Origin of the sequence: Thermogladius sp. (assembly GCF_049970955.1) — an archaeon.
GTDB lineage: Archaea > Thermoproteota > Thermoprotei_A > Sulfolobales > Desulfurococcaceae > Thermogladius.
The window spans coordinates 1-18,564 of sequence record NZ_JBMFLY010000007.1 but is presented as its reverse complement, the minus strand read 5'-3'; the positions used below and the strand labels follow the sequence as shown (position 1 = coordinate 18,564).

The window sequence follows — 18,564 nt, the reverse complement described above, 5'->3', positions numbered from 1 at the left end:
GGTCGCCGGCCGGGTCGAGCGCGTGGCATGAGGTGTAAGGCCAGTCGAAGCCCACGCCGTCAACGGTCACGGGTTCCTGTGCCCTTACGTGTACAGGGGATACAGTTAAGAATGTTACCAGTGAGTACACAAGTACTATAATAATTGTAAGTCCTAATACCTTCTCTCTTTTCAAGACTATACCACCTATTCACTTCTTTACTTGAACGTCATAGCTTATAATCTTGGCACAACTTTGAGCTTGTGGTATTGTTTCATCAACTGATTAAACGCTGATCGAGCCCCTAGAGCAGGTGTAGGAGTAGAAACCCGGTAAGGGGCGTGATAAGGGACACCAGGAAGACAGGCAGGTCGTGTGCGCGTTTTGCCACCGGCCCCTCCAAGTCGGGGACGGGGTCGGGTAAGCCGTACAAGTAGACGGCTTCGTTGACCTGGATGCCGTACTCGACTGTGTATAGCAAGAGAGGCCTGAGCGCTAGGACGGTCCTCGTCTTCTTGAGTCGCACCACAACCAGTACCTCTGAGTAGGCAGAGACTATACTACCGATGTGCGTCATGACCAGGGCTAGCATACGACCCGCCCTCTTTAACCCGACCTTGTCAGCGAGCCAGACGAGCTCTCCTGGCCTGACCGTCTGCAAAAAGACGCTGATCGCCAGGAATGCCTCGACCAGTAGCACGGTCGAGTAGAGCGTGGACTCGACGCTAACTGGGTTGTGGAAGAGGAAAATCCCGACAAGCCTCATAACCAGGCTGATAGTCACGAAGAGCCCTATCACGGCGACTGCCCTGAGTAGCGTCCTCACGCCGCTCGCCACCTTTAGTATGGATAGTTCCACGACCGCGACTACCGCGGCTACAAGCCAGCTAGACGGCTTGGGTTGGGAGAGAGAGGCAAGTACTATGGTGACAAATAATGACATGGTCATAGCGACGCGGCTGGCGAGAGAGGCCTCGAGGCTCTTACCGTATCTGAGAATCTCCGAAAAGCTCCTCAGCAAGTTCTCACCTTACGACCCCCCTTTCCGTGAGAGTGCCGTCGCGCAGCTCTACAAGCCTGAAGCCCTTGAGGTAGACGAGGTGCTCGGTACTGCTGGCGGCGACTATGACGGTCTTAGACGTCTCGGCCAACCTCCGTCCGATCTCCTCTCTATCTTGGTACGTCAAGCCCGAGAAGGGCTCGTCCAGTAGCAGTAGCTCGTGTCTCGAGTTAAGAGAGAGCTCTACGATAAAGCGGATAGCCTCACCCCACGACAGTGTGAAAGGGGACCTGTCCAGGGACAGAGCCCGCCCCGAGTATAGACCTGGCAGAGCGTGGCCGGCCCCCACGGCTCTAGCCTCCTCCGAGAGACTCCCCTCCGTGAAGTAGAGGTAGGGTACCTGGGGTATGTAGAGCGTTTCAGCTCTTCTAACGACCTTCCCTTTCTCAGGCTTTAACACGCCCGCTATTAGCTTGAACAGCGTCGTCTTACCTGACCCGTTTAGGCCGTACACTACTACCTTGTCCCCTCTCTTGACCTTTAAACTAATTCTATTGAGACTCAAGGAACCTACGTGGAGCGAGACGTCTCTGAGCTCGAGCAGTACGTCCCTCTCCCCGGCTGTGGGCTTCTCGGGAGTTATACTTACCCCTGCCCTGTCTTCGCCTGTATTCACACCGTCCATCGGGTTCAAAACACCGTCCTTCAGTAACAGGACCTTGTCTGCCAGGTCGAGTAGTCTCTTGAAACGGTGTTCTAGCACGACGACAGCGACGTCGTACAGTTTGAGTATCTCTATAGCGCTCCTAACCTCCCGAACACCGTTGTCGTCGAGCCACATTAGCGGCTCGTCGAGTACTACGATGTCGGGGCTTGAGATCATAGACTTCGCGATGCTCACCCTCCTCAGCTCTCCCCCCGAGAGCTGGTCGACGTGCCTGTCGAGGAGGTGAGAGATCTTGAACACCTTGCTGACGTTAGAGATGGCCTTCTCGGCGAGAGACTTCGACTTGTAGACCTGGTACGCGTAAGACACCAGGTCCTCGTAAACGACTGGGTAGACAAGCGCGGCTCTCGGGTTTTGCGGGACGACCTTGATCCTGTCCTTCACGTACTCCCAGCTCTCGTCTGTCAGCTTGACCCCTCCTATCTCGACGACGCCCTCTACGTCTGCGTGGTAGAGTTTGCTCGCGACGCACGTGATCGCCCTTACAAAAGTGGTCTTGCCAGAGCCCGTTCCTCCCACTATTAGAGCGACTTCTCCTTTACCGACCTCTAGGTCGAGACCCTTCAGAACCCAGTCTCCACCGGGGTACCTGACTCTAAGACCCTTCACCCTGAGAACTTTTGACATAGGGTAAAACACCCACTTTCTCGAGCTCCCTGACGATCGGCAGCGAGAGCCACGTTACGTAAACTGCTGTGATAACGTTGAAGACGCAGACGTATGGCAGGGCCATCAGGGTTAGCTGGAGACCCTGGCTGTAGCTCTCGACCCACTTGAACAGGACGAAGTAGAAGGGGTCTATAGCGAGGTTTAACACGAGCATGCTGGCCGTGCGTGACGTGACTACTAAGCCTGTGGCCAACGCGGCGCGCGCCTTCGTCGCGAACCACTTCCTCTGGTAGAGGACGTAGAAAGGCAATATAGTGAAGCCTTCGGCAGCGACCTTCATGAACGGCCCTATCGGGTCTTGGGGCCTGTACAGGAGGAGGCCTATGTAGAAGACAGGTAACCCTGCGATCACGGTGAGACGGGGGCTGAAGAACATCGAGACGGCGAGGGGTATGCCGGTGAGGTCGAATAGCAAGTACTGTGCTGGGGGGAAGGGTATGTTGAATAAGTGGAGTATCACGGACAAAGCTACCAGGGACGCAACGATGCCGATGTTCTCCGTTTTACCCTTAGATAGCAAGCGACCACCTGTCGGGCTCACACTCTAGAATCAACGGGTAGTTAAATAAAACTAGCCCGACGACCTCTAGGGGTATATCCTACCCCTGAACCTCGGGAACGGAATAGCGTCCCTTATGTGCTCGAGCCCGGCGATCCACATCAGCAGCCTCTCGATCCCCAGCCCGAAACCGCTGTGGACAACGCTCCCGTACTTCCTCAGGTCCAGATACCACTTGTAGTCGTCCACGTTGTACCCGTTCTCGACTATCCTCTGTAGCAGCTTGTCGTAGTCGTCTTCACGCTGGCTACCCCCGACCACCTCCCCGTAGCCCTCGGGAGCCAGCAGGTCGAAGCCTAGGACGACTCTCGGGTTCTCCGGGTCTAGCTTCATGTAGAAGCTCTTGACCTCTTTGGGGAAGTGCGTCACGAAGAACGGTCTGTCGAACTCCTGCGTGAGCAACCTCTCTTCGTCCGCGCCCAGGTCGCTACCCCACTTTATATCCACACCCTTCTTCTGGAGTATCTCGATCGCCTCGTCGTACTTTATTCTAGGGTAGGGAGTCTCCACAGCGGTCTTCAGGGAGTCCACCTTCCTGCCGAGCGCGTCCAGCTCTCTCCTCCTCTCCTCTAGAACCCTGTTGACGATGTGGGAGACAAGACTTTCTACTACTCTCATCATGTCGTTCATGTCGTACCACGCGGCTTCGGCCTCCAGGTGCCAGTACTCTGCGAGGTGGCGCCTAGTCCTACTCTGCTCGGCCCTGAAACTCGGGGTCAGGCTCCAGACCTTCTCCAAGCTGAATATCATAACCTCGAGGTACAGTTGGGCGCTCTGGCTCAAATATGCCCGCTTTTCGAAGTACTGGACCGGGAATAGAGTGGCACCGCCCTCGCAAGCTGAGGCTGTGAGTATGGGTGGGGTTACCTCCCACCAGCCGTCCTTCTTAAACCACTCTCTACCGGCGTCGAGTATCGTGTGCTTTATCTTCCATATCGCGGTGTACTTCGGGCTCCTAATGACGAGGTGCCTGTTGTCTAGGAGGTACTCGACCCCCTCCCCGCCCTTTATGGGGAAGTCCCTGCTGTAGCCCAAGATTCTGAAGTAGTCGGCCATAACCTCGTACCCTGTCGGCGCTCTGGGCTGCTTCATTACAGTGCCGCACGCCTCAACGCTAGCCTCCAATCCTATGTCCTTTAACGTCTTGACGAGCTCCTCGCCGAGGACGGCCTCGTCCACTACTACTTGGATTATTCCTGTCGAGTCCCTCACCCTGACAAAAGCCTTCCCTCCGACCACGCTCCTACGGTAAATCCAACCCCTCAGACAAACCCTCTTACCCACCATATCGTCGCTTAGCAGGGCGCCGATCTGGTGGAAGAGCATCCACGCCCCCTGACACCATGATAGGCCTTAGGTCAATATAAACAGGTTGTCGCACCGAGCTTTGGAAAACACGGTACGTAATGCCTGTTAAGACCTGTCACGGCGTCTATAGGGGCCTTGCCATCACGTAGGCGTCTTCCCCGTCTAGGTAATAGCCCCTGGCCACCTTGACGACTTCGTACCCCAGCTTCTTGTACAGGTTTATCGCGGGCAGGTTGGAGACCCTGACTTCGAGGTAGGTCTCCTCGCACTTGTAGTCGGTCTTCATACTATAAATCCCGTACGCCATCAAGGCGAAGCCCAGACTCCTGCCCCTGTGTTCCTTTAGTACCGCTATGCTGACAACGTGACCGCTCCTCACGATGAAGTGCTTGAAGAAACCGGGCTTCCACTCCACTCTGTTCATTATGTACCCCACGACCCTTCCGCTCGGGTCTACGGCGACGTAGAAGGCTTTACCGTAGTGCTCGTACAGCTCGTAGAAGAACTCGTCAGGGTAGTGCTCTGGTAGTGACACCATGTTTATCTCGATGACGCTCTTTATGTCCTCCCTCACCGCCGGCCTAATAGTGTAGTCGGCCGCCTCGGCGGCCAGCCTCTTCTTGGCCTCTTCCAGTATCTCTTCTGCGCTGGGCCTTTTGACGTCTGTTTTCAAGCCGTTCACCAGGACGTTATATATGTTCTGGCGAATAATCTATTTTACGGTGACATCGTTGAGTTTGCCGGAAGAGATCAGGCCAAGGGAAGTGACGCCACTAAGAGAGAAAAAGATCGTTCTCGGCTTGACGGCGAGTAGCGCGGTTTACAGGTCGATAGACCTTGCGAGAGAGCTTATCAGGCTGGGCGCTAGCGTCAGGGCGGTCATGACGAGGGCCTCCACGAGGCTGATAGGGCCTGACCTAGTCTACTGGGCCACGGGCTGGGAGCCGTTCATCGAGTCTACGGGGAGGACGGAGCACATAGACTTGGCTAGGTGGGGTGATGCGATGGTGATAGCCCCTGCCACCCTAAACACGATGGGGAAGATAGCGAGTGGAGTCCTAGACGAGCTGCTCCACTTGACCGCTGCCACAATGATGGGGGACGGAAAGCGAGTGGTTTTCGTGCCGGCCATGAACCTAAGGCTGTACAACTCCCCGCAGTACAAGAGAGTGGAAGAGACCCTTAGGTCCTACGGCGCGGTTATAGTAAGACCTATGATAGAAGAGGGTAAGGCCAAGTACCCCCCGCTACAGGATCTCGTCCACTGCGTCGAGGCAGCCGTGAATAGGGGGGCAGACCTTGAAGGTAGAAGAATCCTGGTAACAGCCGGCGCCACGGTCGAGAAGATAGACCCGGTTAGGGTCATAACTAACCCTAGCAGTGGTCTAATGGGCGTCCTAGTGGCCAGGGAGGCGGCCTGCAGAGGCGCTGTCGTCGACCTGGTCTATGGGAGGATGAGCCTGCCGCCCCCGTACAACGTTAACAAGTACTACGCCGAGGAGACAAGCGACATGGCGAGTATTGTGAAGGAGCTTACCGCGAAGCACGTATACGACGCGGCGGTGTTCGCGGCCGCGCCAGCGGATTACAAGCCGCTGGAGAAGAGCCCGACCAAAATACCGACGTCGAGAACCGAAAGGCTCACTCTAACTCTAGTCCCCACGGAGAAAGTCATAGCCTCCGTGTCGAAGAGGCCTAAGATTGTAGTAGCCTTCGCGGCGGAGACGTCTTCCGGTAGAGAACTCGCCGAGAGAGGCGCGGCCAAGTTGACCGAGTACCGGGCAGACCTAGTGGTAGCACACAACGTACTGACAAGGGGCGCCGGCTTCTCTGAGAGCTACTTGGACGCAATCCTGATAACTCCCAGCGAGGTCAGAGAACTCGGCCTCGTGCACAAGCTCGAGCTCGCCAGATACTTAGTCGACTTCGTGTCAGGGAACCTGCCAAAGTAAGTCCCCAGAGATGAAAAAGGTATATAAGAGGCGCACACTATTACGCAAAAAGAGGAGCCACACATAACTTTTGGACAGGGAACCGGTCTCAACTAGGTTACGTCCCTATCTCAAGAGTTGTTACGCGGGTGAAGCGAAATGGCTAATCTCACCTTTAGGCTTAAATGGGCGAGTAGAGTCCTGGTGTACACGTTTGCTCTCGGGTTAGTCGGCGTTTTGATCGACTCGGTGTTCGTCGTCTTCATGAACAACATAATACTGTTCACGGACTTGGTACACTGGGTCACGGACTCGCTCCTAGAACTAACTCTGCTCCTCGGACTATACTTCGCGAGCCGCCTGAGCAGGAGGTACCCTATGGGCGTTGTAGTCCTGGAGTCGACACTGGGCCTGTTGATAGCCCTAACCGTGGTCGGGGTCTACTTCTACGTCTTCTACGACTTCTTGAACGGCCTCCTGTACGCGGGCGAAGCCGCTACCGTGAACATGTACTCGAGTATTGCCACGATCGCCGGGACCGCCATCACCGTCTTAACGTACACTACGTTGAGGAGGGGGTTCGAGAAGTACAATATAGAGACTCTCAGGTACGAGTCCACGCACGCGCTAGTCGATGCGCTGGCAGGCGTAACGGCCACCGTCGGGATACTAGCCACGTCTATAACAAAGAGCACGGCTTTGGAAGTACTGTTCACAGTCGTGTTGATGATGTTCATACTCCACAGCGTACAAGGTATAGTCAGCGACAGCGTCTCGCTGATAAGAGGCGAGAACCTCGACTACAAGATGAGTCTCGCAGTAATGAACAGCATACAAGACCTGCTGGCATCCGCGGGGGCCCGCGTTAAGTCTGTTGAGGCAAGGAAGCTAGCGTCGTTCTACGTGATCAGCGTCGATGTGTACATCGACCCTCTCACCACGATAAGAGACGCTTTCAAGTTGAGGAGGAAGATAGTCAAGAGGGTGATCGAGCTCTACGACTCGGTTTACCACGTAGACGTCAGGTTCCACCCGGAGGTGTCGGTTGAAAGGGTTGCCGAGGGCGAGAGGGCCCGGGGAGAAGAGTTGAAGGCGAGGAGGAAGAGGTAGGGACTCACCTGTCCACCGGACTAGCGCTAAGGATTTATTCTTTAACGAAACCCATTATGCAACTGTGTGGTGTTGATGTCGGTATCTCACAAGTTCTCCTACCGCGTCAACTTTGTTAAACCATCCCCGATAAGAACTCTCGTCTCAAAGATCTCGGCGATCTCCGCCACGAGAAAAGTTATATCGTTTGCGGCCGGCGAGCCGGACCCCAACGTAATACCGAGAGACCTCTACTCTACCATACTCGGCAAGGTCCTCCACGAGGAGACCAAGTCCTGCAACTACTCTCCCACCGAGGGGCTGCCCTCGCTTAGGAGGTCTATCGCGGATTTCATGTGGAGGTACGAGGGCGTGAAGACCAGCGAGGACAACGTGCTGGTGACCGTGGGTGGGAGTCAGGCGATCGACTTGCTAGGGAAGCTCTTCATAGACCCTGGGGACCACGTGATCCTCGAGAACCCCAGCTACGTTAACACGATAGTCGACTGGGAGTTCTACGGGGCGCGGCTTGTCGGGGTCGGCGTCGACGGGGAGGGAGTTGATACACACGGTCTCGAGGCGGTCGTGAAGAGACTCCTATCGGAGGGTAGAAAGGTAAAGCTCGTCTACACGATACCCACCGGGCACAACCCTGCCGGGGTCGTCATGAGCGAGGAGAGGAGAAAGCACTTGGTCGAGATCGCGTCGAGGTACGACCTCCTGGTCGTCGAGGACGCCGCGTACAATCACCTGGTCTATGAGGGTAGCTACAAGCCGCTCTCTTACTACGACAAGGAGGGGAGGGTTGTCTACGTCGGCAGCTTCAGCAAGGTGCTCGGGACGGGTCTACGCATAGGATGGCTCAGCGCCCCCTCCGAAATAGTGGAAGTCGTGAAGGCGATCAAAGGCCCTAGCGACATGTGCGCTCCAGTCCCGATGCAACTCCTGGTAGACCGGGTCTTAAGAGAGGGCTTGTACGACCAGATAAAGAGGAGGGCCGTACAGGAGTATGCGAGAAAGCGCGACACGATGATGTCTGCCCTAGACGAGTACGTCCAGGGAGCCTCGTACAACAGACCGCGCGGCGGCATGTTCATACTGCTGAAACTCCCTGCAGGGATAGACTCCGAGGTCTTTGCCGACATGCTACTGGAGAAGTACGGTGTAGCGGTCGTCCCCGCAAAGCCCTTCTACCTCGACGACTCGGGGAGAAGCAGTATTAGGCTTAACTTTACAATGGTGGGAATGGACGAGATCGAGGAGGGTATCAAAAAGCTCGGGCTTCTAGTAAGGGAGCTGTCCTAGTAGCGGTTAGTGGGCTTGCCTCCTGATCTTCTCAGCGTAGGCCTCGGGTTTCAACAGGCTGTTAAGTTCGTTTGGGTCCTTGATCTCCAGCTCGAATATCCAGCCCTCGCCGTAGGGGTCTTTGTTGATCAGCTCAGGTGTATCGGTAAGCCTCTCGTTGACTCTGGTAACAACACCTGACACCGGAGCGTAGTAGTGGGAGGTCGCTTTCACAGAGTCCAGACTCCCCACCGCCTTCCCCTTCTTCACCTCCGTGCCGACCTCCGGCAGCTCGACGCCGACTATGTCTCTGAGCTCTTTCTGAGCGAAGTCTGTTACACCTACAACGCCTTTATTGCCCTCGACTTTAATCCACTCGTCGGTCTCGGTGTAGAGCCTGTCTGTCTTGACCACGTACTTCTTTTTCCCCACTTCTACCACTATCTCCCCGCTGGACACGCCGCTCACCCAACCCGTGTCATGGATGTAGTAGGAGAGACAATAACCTTACCTCGTCCTCTCTCGAGATCTTGAAGCAGTACTGGACCTCGAGGAACTCCTTCCTGAACTCGATTACTTTCCTCCTGACTTCTGACGGGTCCCTTTTATCCACGATCACCTGCTTGATGAACTCGGCTATCTCTTCCATCTCCCCCTCCTTCATACCCCACCTTGTGACCTCCTGCACGCCTATCCTGATACCCGAGGGGTCTTTCACGTCCTCCGGCCTGTCCCAGGGCAACATGTTCTTGTTGACTATTATGTTTGCCTCCTCCAGGGCCGCTGCGACCTTAGTACCCCTCCCGTGCCTCGAGACGTCTAAGACGACCTGGTGGCTCTCGGTGAAGCCCTTCTCCTCCATCACGACTTTGACCCCCCTACTCGCCAGAGCCTGCGCGAGGGCCTTGGCGTTCTTCACCACTTGGCTTGCGTAGTCCCTCCCGAACTCCCTCATCTCTAGGGCCGTGACCGCGGTGGCGGCTAGCCTGTGTAAGTGGTGGTTGGAGACGAACATGGGGAATATCACTTTACCTATCTCCTTGTAGTCCTCCTCTAGCCTAGTTGCGAACAAGCCTCCCTGAGGCCCAGGGAACGTCTTGTGCGTCGAAGACGTTATAACGTCTGCCCCCTCGTTGAGGGGGTTGGGCCAGACTCCCCCTACTATGAGGCCCAGCACGTGCGCTACGTCGTGTATTACCTTTGCACCCACGCTGTGCGCAGCCTCAGCAATCGGTTTGGTGGGGTGGGGAAAGATGTAGAGGGAGCCCCCGAGCGTGACTATCTTGGGCTTGACCTCTTCGATTAGTTTAACGGCCTTGTCCACGTCTATGTTCCACTCCTCAATCGAGAACGGCATGTCTATCTGCTCTATCCCGAGAGCACCTAGCGTGCCGTAGCGTGTGTGGCTAACGTGCGCCCCCGCTTGGACTGGCGCCACTACAGCCTTGTCCCCTGGCTTGGTGAAGGCCCTGAAAGCAGCAGCGTTGGCTGTAGTGCCGCTGACCGGTCTTAGGTCCACGAACTTGGTGTTGAGCAGCTGGCCCATGAGTTCTGAAGCCTTCACTTCCAGCTCGTCGACGTACTTCAGCCCCTGGTAGAACCTCTTGAAGGGCTTGCCTTCGGCGTACCTGTGCATCATGTCGTTCAAGTACAGGAGCATCGCGAGCGGCGACATCACGTTCTCGCTCGCTATTAGGTTGATCGTCTCTTTCTTCCTGTACCTGGTATGGGTGATCGTGAGGTCGTAAACGTGCTTAAGGTCGGGGTACTTTGATAGTAGGTCCTCTAGCATTAGACCCCTTCACCTTCTTATTGTTCATACACGTATATAAGGATACCAGAGGGCCAGTGGTAGTAATGAGGGTCGGCTTCGTTGTCAACCCATATGCCGGGCTAGGGGGCGCTATAGGTAGCAAAGGGACCGACGAGAAGGCCGTTGCGAGGGCTCTCTCGCTCGGTTACCAGCTGATCGCCCCTAGACGCGCGGTAGAGTTCCTGCGGAGCCTGCGTTCGAGGGAATTTAGAATAGTGACGGCAGCGGGCTTAATGGGCGAGGACGAGGTCGCTGAGGCGGGCCTCACCGAGCTCGTGGAAAAAGTCGTGGGAGAGAGGAAAGGGTCTACGACCAGGGAGGACACTATTGCTTCAGTCGCCGAGATGCTTCGTGCGGGAGTCGACATCATTGTCTTCGTGGGGGGCGACGGCACCCTAAAGGACGTTTACAGCGTAGTCGGGACGTCGTTGCCTGTCTTGGGTGTCCCCAGCGGGGTTAAAGTCTACAGCGGGGCCTTCGCGTATACCCCACGGGATGCGGCCGGGATTCTCGAGGCCTACCTGCGCGGCAGCGGGGCCATCGTCGAGGCGGAGGTTGTGGACGTGGACGAGGAGCTGTTCCGGTCGGATAAACTGAGCCTGAGGGTCTACGGCTACGTCAAGACTGTGAGGGTCGAGGGCTTACTACAGCCCAGTAAGGGTCTCGTGACGAGCTCGGACGACGAGGAGAACAAAAGAGCGATAGCTAGGTACCTGTACGAGACAATGGAGGACGGCGCTTACTACATACTGGGCCCCGGGAGCACGGTGAAGGCTATCGGGGAGTTCCTACGGGACGACCTCACGCAGTTAGGCGTAGACGTGGTGCTCAACAGGAGGGTGGTGTTGAGGGACACGTGGGAGAGGCCTCTGCTTGAGATAGTCGGCAGAGGTGCGAAGACGTATGTTGTCGTCACGCCGATTGGGAGGCAGGGCTTCATATTCGGTAGGGGTAACCAGCAGATCTCGCCGAACGTACTGAGGCTCGTCCCAAGGGAGAACATCATCGTGGTCGCGACACTATCCAAAATCCGCGAGCTGGACTACCTAAGGGTCTACACTGGAGACGAGGAGGTTGACAACAAGCTTAGGGGCTACTACCGGGTGCTGGTAGACTACGGTCAGTATGTTGTGAAAAAAGCGGTTTGACCCCCTCACTTCTTGACGATGAATGGGAAGTCGACTATCTTGGCTTCGTGCCTCTTGCCTCTAACTTCTACCTCCACCTCCTCGCCCAGTACAGCGTACCTGGTGTCTATGTAGGCTTGCGCTATAGGCCTCTCTAGGACTGGCGAGTACATTCCGCTGGTGACCCAACCAACACGGACGTCCTCGACGTAGACTGCGTCGCCGTTCCTGGGCACGATCCTCCCAGCTTCTTTCGAGAACTTTAGGCCGTACCTCACCCACCTCGGCCCCTCCCTGCGACAAGCCCTGAGAGCCTCCTCTCCCACGAACCCTCGTTTACTCCACGAGATGGCGCCCATCCCGTACCTCAACCCGACCGCGCAGGGGAACTTCAGGGGGTCTTCACCGTACTCGTTACCCCCCAGCACGAAACCCGCCTCAATCCTGAGGGTGTCCCTGGCTATGAGGCCCGCCGGCTTTACACCCAGCTTCACGAGTTGCTCGACTAGTTTAACGGCCTCCGCCGGCCTAGCCCATATCTCGAAACCGTCCTCTCCAGTCCAACCACTCCTGCTCACGAGGTAGACGCTCGCGTTGCCGATTACCTCGTTCAGCCTGAACTCGAGCGGCTTAAGCCCCGAGGCCCAGCCGGCGCCGAGAGCCTCCATGACCCTAACGCTCTCTGGGCCCTGCAACGCTAGCATGGAGTACTCGTTCGTCAAGTCCGAGATCTCGACCTTGAAGCCCTTTTCACTCTTGACAGACGCGAAGAAGCTCTTCATCTTCTCCGTGGCTAGGGCGTTCGTGACTATCAGCCACTCCTCGTCGCTCAGCTTGTATAGCATCTCGTCGTCCTTCACTCTCGCAAACTGGTTCAAGGACAGGGTGGGGCCGCTCATGAACCCTGTTTTTACCTTGCCTAAGTCCTTCGTGTAGACGTACTGCAAGAACTCGAAGGAGTCGCTGCCCCTCACTAGGAGTCTCCCCATGTGGGAGACGTCGAAGAAAGCCGCCCTTCTTCTCACTTCGAGGTGTTCTTCTATGGCGCCGCTGAACCTGTAAGGAACCTCCCAATCGCCGAACGTGCCCGGCTCAGCGCCTAGTTTTTCTACGTAGAAGTCTAGAAGCTGGATTTTAGGCATAGTCCCGATCTCCGTCTTGTCGACAGTACAGATATGATTCCTATAAGCAAATATAAACTCACGCGACATTCCTTATCACGGATGAACGGAATGACCCCAGATTACACTCAGCCGTGGATATCCACACTCAACGACAAAGACGTAGAAAAGATGCTGAAGACGATCGGTGTCAAGAGCGTAGAGGAGTTGTTTGCCGACATACCGGAGACGTACAGGATGAAGCTCGAAGACTGGCTAAAGCTGGACATAGGGTTCGGCAGGCCCTTGTCCGAGGTCGAGTTGAAGAGGTTAATGGACGAAAAGCTGAGCAAGAACACGGCCCTTAGAACACCCCCGTTCATGGGCGGGGGAGTCTACCCTCACTACGTGCCGCCGGTAGTGAAGTACATAATATCGAGGGGCGAGTTCTTAACAGCCTACACACCCTACCAGGCCGAGATATCGCAGGGGCTTATGCAGGCTATCTTCGAGTACCAGAGCCTCATGGCCGAGCTTCTCGAAATGGACGTAGTGAACGCGTCAATGTACGACTGGGGATCGGCACTGGCCGAAGCCGTTCTAATGGTCTCGAGAGTCAACAAGGGGAGGAGCAAGTTCCTTATCCCGAAAAACGTGAACCCGTTCCACAAGAGGGTGGTCGAGGCTTACACCAGGCCCCACGGTATAAAGCTCGTGGAGGTAGAGTACGACAGGGCAACCGGCGAGGTCGACTTGGAGGACGTCAAAAACAAGTTGGACGGCGAGACCGCCGGCGTCTACGTCCAGTACCCGAACTTCTTTGGGGTGATCGAGAGCGGTGTGAAGGAGGTCTTCGAGCTAGCTCACGAGAGAGGAGCCTTGGCAGTCGCCGGGGTGTACCCGGTAGCGCTCGGCTTACTCAAGCCGCCGGGTGAGCTCGGCGCCGACATCGCGGTGGGCGAGGGACAGTCTCTGGGGCTAGGAATGAACTATGGCGGCCCCCACCTGGGGATATTTGCTGTCAGGTACGACATGAGGCTGATTAGGCAGATGCCCGGTAGGCTGATAGGCCTCACAACCACGAAGGACGGGAGCGAGAGGGCGTTCTCGATGGTCCTCCAGACCAGGGAGCAGCACATCAGGCGCGAGAAGGCTACCAGCAACATATGTACGAACGAGGCGTTGATGGCGATCGCCGCCGCGGTGTTCATGTCGCTACTGGGGGGCAAAGGCTTGAGGAGGCTCGCCGAGATCAACTACTACAACGCCCACTACGCTCAGATGAAGCTGTCCGAGATCGGTTTGAACACCAGGGTCTTCAAGTCGGACTTCTTCAACGAGTTCCCTATCTCGTTCAACGAGGTTGGCGTGAGGTACAAGGAAGTCCACGAGGGGTTGCTGGCGAGGAGAATACACGGGGGGCTGTACATTGGTGACTACTACCCCGAGCTAGGCGAGACGGCCTTGTTCGCCTTCACGGAGGTGCACTCAAAGGACGACATCGACCTACTTGCGGACACACTAAGTGAACTGCTGAGAGGGGGTAAGGGGGTGCCGTGAGATGTTCAGGCAGGCCAAGTGGAACGAGCCGTTAATTCTGGAATACCCTGACAAGGGCTTCACGGGGCTCAGCTTAGACTCTTACAGCGACAGCACTGCCAGGGCTGTGGGCGAGATCAGGATACCGAAAGGAGTCCTCCGAGACACCCCTCCTAACATACCCGGCCTCCCCGAGGTCGAGGTGGTCAGGCACTACACACGGCTTTCTCAGATGTCCTACGGGGTCGACAACGGGCCTGTACCACTAGGCTCATGCACCATGAAGTACAACCCGAGGATAGCCTGGTGGGTCGCATTCGACGAGAGGATCGCGAACCTCCACCCGCTCCAAGACGAGAGGACGGTCCAAGGGCTGCTCGAGATACTCTTCGAGCTACAGAAGTGGCTTGCCAACATCACGGGCATGGACGTCTGCACTCTCCACCCCGCGGCGGGCGCGCACGGGGAGCTGGCGGGCGTACTGACGATCCGGAGGTATCACGAGTTGAAAGGGATGGCCGACTTGAAGAGGGAGATCATAGTTCCAGATAGTGCTCACGGGACCAACCCGGCCAGCGCATCAATGGCCGGTTTCGTCACGGTCACCGTCCCAACGGGTGAAGACGGAAATATCGACATGGAGGCCCTCAGGGCGGTCGTCGGGGAGAGGACAGCGGGGCTGATGATCACCAACCCGAGTACACTCGGGCTGTTCGAGGAGAGGATAGGGGACATAGTGAAGCTGGTGCACGAGTACGACGCTCTGCTCTACTACGACGGTGCCAACTTGAACGGCATCTTAGGCTATGCCAGGCCGGGCGACATGGGCTTCGACATCGCCCACCTGAACCTACACAAGACGTTCAGCTCCCCCCACGGCGGAGGTGGCCCCGGGGCGGGGCCGGTCTGCGTAAAGGACCGAGTGGTCGACGAGGACAAGAACATCAGACTTAGCGACCTCTTACCGGGCTACCTGGTGGTTTACGACGAGGAAAAGGGCATCTATAGGCTCAAGCACCCCGGGCCTCATAGCGTCGGCCTGATAAAGTCCTTCTTCGGCAACGTCATACCGCTGGTGTGGGCGTATGTATACATAGCGTCGCTCGGGCCGCAGGGGCTAAGGAGAGTGTCCGAGCACGCTGTCCTGGCCACAAACTACTTTATTAAGCTTGTCGAAGGGGTGAGAGGCTTCGAAGTGCCTTACGGTAAAGGCAGGTTCAGGAAGAACGAGGTCGTGTTGAGCGCGAAGCGTCTCGCAGAGGAGACCGGTGTTACTGCTATGGACGTCGCAAAGGGGTTGCTCGACGCCGGCTTTTACGCGCCCACGGTCTACTTCCCCCTAATAGTGAAGGAGGCGCTACAGGTGGAGTTCACCGAGAGCGAGACTATAGAGAACATAGAGAGGTATGCTGAGAGGCTGAAGGAGATCAGTAGGGTGGCCTACGAGAACCCTGACGAGGCGAAGAAGTGGCCTATTAATACCAGCGTTAAGCTCATCGACTACGTGAAGGGGGACCACCCCAAGACGCTAGCACCTACGTGGAGGGTTTACGTGAGAAAGCAGAGAGGAGAGCTATCGTGAAGTACGACGTTGTAGTTGTGGGGAGCGGTGTAGCGGGCTACCCGGCGGCGATCATGCTGGCCAGGAGGGGCCTCAAGGTCGCGGTCGTCGAGGAGCACTACCTCGGGGGCGAGTGTACAAACTACGGATGCGTACCCAGCAAGGCCTTCTACCACGTTGCCGAAGCCGCCAGGACGGTGAGAAAGGTCGGAGGGAGTGCAGAACTGCCCTGGGAGTCGATAGTAGAGTGGTCCAACTCCATGGTCGAGGCCGCTCGCCAAGGCATCGAGTACCTGTTCGAGTCCTATGGTGTTAAAGTCTACAACGGGAAGGGGGTCATCAAGGAGGGTAAACGAGTGAAGGTCAAGAACGGCGAGAACGTCGAGATAGAGGCGGAGAAAGTCCTCCTCGCCCTCGGTACAGACCCCAAGCCCTTGCCGGGTCTCGAGTTCGACGGTAAGCTCGTCGTGAGTAACAGAGAGATCTTCCAGATGAGGGAGCGCCCCGGCTCTCTGGCCATTGTGGGCGGGGGTGTGATCGGGGTCGAGGTTGCCAACGCATTCGCCAACCTCGGCGTAGAGGTAACCGTTGTGGAGAGGTCCAACCAGATCCTATCGTTCCTCGACAGCGATGTGGCACAGGCAATTAGAGGCCACTTGAAACGTCGTGGGGTCAACGTACTAGAGGGTGTCGAGATCGCTGGAGTGGAGAAGGGAGAGAGCGGTGTTCGCCTGAAACTGAGTGACGGGAAGGAGATAGCGGTGGATAAGGTGCTTGTCGCCGTAGGGCGTGTGCCGAAGACTTCCGGCGTCAACCTTGAGAACGTGGGGGTCGAGCTCGATAGCGCCGGTTTCATCAAGGTCTCGCCTAGGCTGGAGACCAGCGTCCCCGGTATCTACGCCGCGGGAGACGTTGTGGGCGGCCCCCTGCTAGCCCATAAGGCAATGGTCGAGAGCATGATCGCGTCGAAGAACATCGTGGGGAAGGAGGCCTACAACATCGACTACAGGCTAGTCCCGTTAACGATTTTCACGGGCCTAGAGGTAGCCTACGTGGGTTACACGGAGAAAGAGCTCTCTAAGCTGGGTATAAAGTACGTTAGGTACAAGGTACCATTGAACTTTTTATCGGCCGTGAAAATAAAGGACGGGTCTTACTCGTTCATAAAAATGCTGGTCAGCGAGGATTCTTCGAAAGTGTACGGCGTCCACATAGTAGCACCGAACGCCTCCGAGGTCATTTCGGCCTTCATCCCGGTCGTGATCGGGAAGATGATGTTCGAGGACGTCTCTCAACTCCCCTACCCGCACTTGACGGTAGGGGAGGCCCTTCGAGAGATAGCTCTCCTGATGCTGGGCGAGCCCGTACACATTCTAGTGAGGAAGTGAGGTCTAGAGGAGAAGTATAGGTGGAACATAGAGAGGGATAAAAAGTTTTTCATTCAAAAACGTAGAGTTCCTCCTCGTATCTCCTGTCCAGTACAGTGCCCGGTGGTAACCTCCTTATCCTCTTACCTGAGAGAAGCTCCCTAACCCTCCTGTTGACCTCGTCTTTCGGCAAGTCGCCCGTTAACCACTCGAGAGGCACGTTGATGTTCATTGGCCTCGCTGGTATGACGTGCCTCGTAGCCTTGTGCGTGAAGACTTCACCTCTCAAGGCGACTCTCCTCACCTCGTCTTTTGTTATCACGGGGGGTATCAGCGAGGCGGCAGCCTTACCGGATTTAACCGCGTCTATCGAGTCTTTTTCAGTCATGTAACTGATCTTGAAGCCCATGCTCTCTATTGCCGACTCGACCTCCTTAACTCGGTCGTAAATCTTCTTGATGTCGTTTTCTCCGGAGGGTATCACATAGATGTCTGCGGGCGTGACGAGCACGCCAACAGCCCTCCTCTCGCTTAATAGCCTTTGCCCCTCCTCCATGCTGTCCAGTTCTCTGACGTGGAACCCGGCGCTTTTGATGGCGTCTACAAGCTGTCTCCAGTCGCCGCCTGCGAAGACCCTGCCCCAGGCGTGCAGCTCTATCGACTCGTTGTCGTAGTCCACGAGGCAGACGGGTATGTACTTGAACCCTATCTCCTTAGCCGCGGCCACCCTGTGCATCCCGTCGAGAACAACTAACGTTTTCTCGTCGACGAGGATGGGGTCTTTGAACACCTTGTCGCTCCTTATTTTTTCCACAAGCCACTTCAGTATGCTGGGTATTATCTCCTCGTGTATGTGGAGCTTATCTAGGTCCTCCACTGATATCTTCAGCACGAGCCTGGGTGTCTTTATCTCGTAGAAGCTCGATACCTTTCACCTCGCCGATTACTGTGGGAATGATTTCGGGGTCTCACTAATTAAGTTTTACCCGCCGCGCTAGACTACCGTGTCTTAGTGCCTCAAGACATCTTGCGTCCCGTCAAGAAGGTCTCGATAAGCGTTCTCGCCTCGTGGGAACCGGGGAGGTACTCCCCGGCTATCCTGCCCTCGACGAGGTGGTAGACCCTGTCCGCTACGCTCATCGCGTAGTCGACGTTTTGCTCGACCAGGAGGATCGACACCCCCATACTCTTGATCTCTAGGAGCTTGTCGAGTAGGCTCTTGCTGGCCTTGGGAGAGAGGCCCGTAGTCGGCTCGTCGAGTAGGGGTAGCTTCGGCTTGGACATTAGGGATCTCGCGATCGCCGGCATCTGCCGCTCTCATCCACCCAAGCTCTTCGCCCTATCGGCTGGCTCGGGATATAGCCTGAAGACATCCTCAATGTCGTCTCTCAACCTGTCGTGGCGCCTCGTGTACGCCCCGAGTTGTAGGTTTTCTATGACGCTCAGGTTAGGAGATGTGTGGAGGTGTATGTAGGAAAAAAGGGTTGGGCTACTTCTCAGGGACTTGGAG

Annotated in this window: 17 protein-coding genes and 1 pseudogene; 7 read left to right on the top strand and 11 right to left on the bottom strand. The window is 56.3% G+C overall.

The window, feature by feature from the left end:
• Nucleotides 1-284: 284 nt before the first annotated feature.
• From ACP5VX_RS02280 to ACP5VX_RS02260, 5 genes are all read right to left on the bottom strand, one after another.
• Complete coding sequence (locus ACP5VX_RS02280) at nucleotides 285-1,001, bottom strand: hypothetical protein (RefSeq protein WP_428724282.1); 717 nt, start codon at nucleotides 999-1,001, stop codon at nucleotides 285-287.
• Between the two features lie 4 nt (nucleotides 1,002-1,005).
• Complete coding sequence (locus ACP5VX_RS02275) at nucleotides 1,006-2,334, bottom strand: ATP-binding cassette domain-containing protein (protein ID WP_428724280.1); 1,329 nt, start codon at nucleotides 2,332-2,334, stop codon at nucleotides 1,006-1,008.
• Complete coding sequence (locus ACP5VX_RS02270; protein ID WP_428724279.1) at nucleotides 2,303-2,896, bottom strand: hypothetical protein; 594 nt, start codon at nucleotides 2,894-2,896, stop codon at nucleotides 2,303-2,305. Before ACP5VX_RS02270 ends, ACP5VX_RS02275 begins: the two co-directional genes overlap by 32 nt.
• A 66-nt stretch (nucleotides 2,897-2,962) precedes the next feature.
• Entirely contained in the window at nucleotides 2,963-4,261 is a 1,299-nt protein-coding gene (gene asnS, locus ACP5VX_RS02265; protein WP_428724278.1) for an asparagine--tRNA ligase, read from the bottom strand.
• A 106-nt stretch (nucleotides 4,262-4,367) separates the two neighbouring features.
• The gene (locus ACP5VX_RS02260) at nucleotides 4,368-4,925 is read right to left on the bottom strand and encodes a GNAT family N-acetyltransferase (RefSeq protein ID WP_428724277.1); all 558 of its coding nucleotides are present in this window, start codon (nucleotides 4,923-4,925) and stop codon (nucleotides 4,368-4,370) included.
• A gap of 49 nt (nucleotides 4,926-4,974) precedes the next feature.
• Here ACP5VX_RS02260 and coaBC point away from each other — a divergent pair, with 49 nt between their 5' ends.
• The 3 genes from coaBC to ACP5VX_RS02245 all read left to right on the top strand — a co-directional run bounded on the left by coaBC (nucleotide 4,975) and on the right by ACP5VX_RS02245 (nucleotide 8,568).
• Nucleotides 4,975-6,195, top strand: a complete 1,221-nt coding sequence (gene coaBC, locus ACP5VX_RS02255) for a bifunctional phosphopantothenoylcysteine decarboxylase/phosphopantothenate--cysteine ligase CoaBC (protein ID WP_428724276.1) — start codon at nucleotides 4,975-4,977, stop codon at nucleotides 6,193-6,195.
• A 138-nt stretch (nucleotides 6,196-6,333) separates the two neighbouring features.
• Nucleotides 6,334-7,284 (top strand): cation transporter, encoded by a 951-nt coding sequence (locus ACP5VX_RS02250; protein ID WP_428724275.1) that lies wholly within the window; start codon nucleotides 6,334-6,336, stop codon nucleotides 7,282-7,284.
• Between the two features lie 75 nt (nucleotides 7,285-7,359).
• Nucleotides 7,360-8,568, top strand: coding sequence for a PLP-dependent aminotransferase family protein (locus tag ACP5VX_RS02245; protein ID WP_428724295.1), 1,209 nt, complete (start codon nucleotides 7,360-7,362; stop codon nucleotides 8,566-8,568).
• Between the two features lie 6 nt (nucleotides 8,569-8,574).
• Here the strand turns inward: ACP5VX_RS02245 and gcvH are convergent, their stop codons facing one another.
• Nucleotides 8,575-9,015, bottom strand: coding sequence for a glycine cleavage system protein GcvH (gene gcvH / locus ACP5VX_RS02240; protein WP_428724274.1), 441 nt, complete (start codon nucleotides 9,013-9,015; stop codon nucleotides 8,575-8,577).
• Nucleotides 9,016-9,025: 10 nt separating this feature from the next.
• Complete coding sequence (gene glyA, locus ACP5VX_RS02235; RefSeq protein ID WP_428724273.1) at nucleotides 9,026-10,339, bottom strand: serine hydroxymethyltransferase; 1,314 nt, start codon at nucleotides 10,337-10,339, stop codon at nucleotides 9,026-9,028.
• Nucleotides 10,340-10,404: 65 nt separating this feature from the next.
• On the opposite strand from glyA, the gene ACP5VX_RS02230 reads away from it, so the two are divergent.
• Complete coding sequence (locus ACP5VX_RS02230) at nucleotides 10,405-11,508, top strand: ATP-NAD kinase family protein (RefSeq protein WP_428724294.1); 1,104 nt, start codon at nucleotides 10,405-10,407, stop codon at nucleotides 11,506-11,508.
• 5 nt (nucleotides 11,509-11,513) lie between these two features.
• Here the strand turns inward: ACP5VX_RS02230 and gcvT are convergent, their stop codons facing one another.
• Nucleotides 11,514-12,629 (bottom strand): glycine cleavage system aminomethyltransferase GcvT, encoded by a 1,116-nt coding sequence (gene gcvT, locus ACP5VX_RS02225; protein ID WP_428724272.1) that lies wholly within the window; start codon nucleotides 12,627-12,629, stop codon nucleotides 11,514-11,516.
• A gap of 90 nt (nucleotides 12,630-12,719) precedes the next feature.
• Between gcvT and gcvPA the strand changes: the two genes are divergently transcribed.
• From gcvPA to lpdA, 3 genes are read left to right on the top strand one after another with little or no spacing between them, the layout of a single operon-like run.
• Nucleotides 12,720-14,147 (top strand): aminomethyl-transferring glycine dehydrogenase subunit GcvPA, encoded by a 1,428-nt coding sequence (gcvPA, locus tag ACP5VX_RS02220; RefSeq protein WP_428724293.1) that lies wholly within the window; start codon nucleotides 12,720-12,722, stop codon nucleotides 14,145-14,147.
• Between the two features lies 1 nt (nucleotide 14,148).
• On the top strand, nucleotides 14,149-15,708 hold the full coding sequence (gcvPB, locus tag ACP5VX_RS02215; RefSeq protein ID WP_428724271.1) for an aminomethyl-transferring glycine dehydrogenase subunit GcvPB: 1,560 nt from the start codon (nucleotides 14,149-14,151) through the stop codon (nucleotides 15,706-15,708).
• Complete coding sequence (lpdA, locus tag ACP5VX_RS02210; protein ID WP_428724270.1) at nucleotides 15,705-17,075, top strand: dihydrolipoyl dehydrogenase; 1,371 nt, start codon at nucleotides 15,705-15,707, stop codon at nucleotides 17,073-17,075. The genes gcvPB and lpdA overlap by 4 nt, the downstream gene beginning before the upstream one ends.
• Nucleotides 17,076-17,124: 49 nt before the next feature.
• Here lpdA and ACP5VX_RS02205 read toward each other — a convergent pair whose 3' ends face one another.
• The 3 genes and pseudogenes from ACP5VX_RS02205 to ACP5VX_RS02195 all read right to left on the bottom strand — a co-directional run.
• Entirely contained in the window at nucleotides 17,125-17,946 is an 822-nt protein-coding gene (locus ACP5VX_RS02205; RefSeq protein ID WP_428724269.1) for a ParB N-terminal domain-containing protein, read from the bottom strand.
• A 125-nt stretch (nucleotides 17,947-18,071) separates the two neighbouring features.
• A complete protein-coding gene (locus ACP5VX_RS02200; protein ID WP_428724268.1) occupies nucleotides 18,072-18,338 on the bottom strand; it encodes a hypothetical protein in 267 nt (88 codons plus the stop codon).
• 33 nt (nucleotides 18,339-18,371) lie between these two features.
• Nucleotides 18,372-18,564 (bottom strand): annotated as a pseudogene (locus ACP5VX_RS02195) (hypothetical protein); the annotation flags it as partial.

What these genes read in the sequence shown, in the direction of transcription:
- glyA (WP_428724273.1), bottom strand. Translation starts at nt 10,339, where the DNA reads ATGCTAGAGGACCTACTATCAAAGTACCCCGACCTTAAGCACGTTTAC.
- asnS (WP_428724278.1), bottom strand. Translation starts at nt 4,261, where the DNA reads ATGCTCTTCCACCAGATCGGCGCCCTGCTAAGCGACGATATGGTGGGT.
- gcvPB (WP_428724271.1), top strand. Translation starts at nt 14,149, where the DNA reads ATGTTCAGGCAGGCCAAGTGGAACGAGCCGTTAATTCTGGAATACCCT.
- ACP5VX_RS02230 (WP_428724294.1), top strand. Translation starts at nt 10,405, where the DNA reads ATGAGGGTCGGCTTCGTTGTCAACCCATATGCCGGGCTAGGGGGCGCT.
- gcvT (WP_428724272.1), bottom strand. Translation starts at nt 12,629, where the DNA reads ATGCCTAAAATCCAGCTTCTAGACTTCTACGTAGAAAAACTAGGCGCT.
- ACP5VX_RS02245 (WP_428724295.1), top strand. Translation starts at nt 7,360, where the DNA reads ATGTCGGTATCTCACAAGTTCTCCTACCGCGTCAACTTTGTTAAACCA.
- ACP5VX_RS02275 (WP_428724280.1), bottom strand. Translation starts at nt 2,334, where the DNA reads ATGTCAAAAGTTCTCAGGGTGAAGGGTCTTAGAGTCAGGTACCCCGGT.
- ACP5VX_RS02250 (WP_428724275.1), top strand. Translation starts at nt 6,334, where the DNA reads ATGGCTAATCTCACCTTTAGGCTTAAATGGGCGAGTAGAGTCCTGGTG.
- gcvPA (WP_428724293.1), top strand. Translation starts at nt 12,720, where the DNA reads ATGACCCCAGATTACACTCAGCCGTGGATATCCACACTCAACGACAAA.
- ACP5VX_RS02200 (WP_428724268.1), bottom strand. Translation starts at nt 18,338, where the DNA reads ATGTCCAAGCCGAAGCTACCCCTACTCGACGAGCCGACTACGGGCCTC.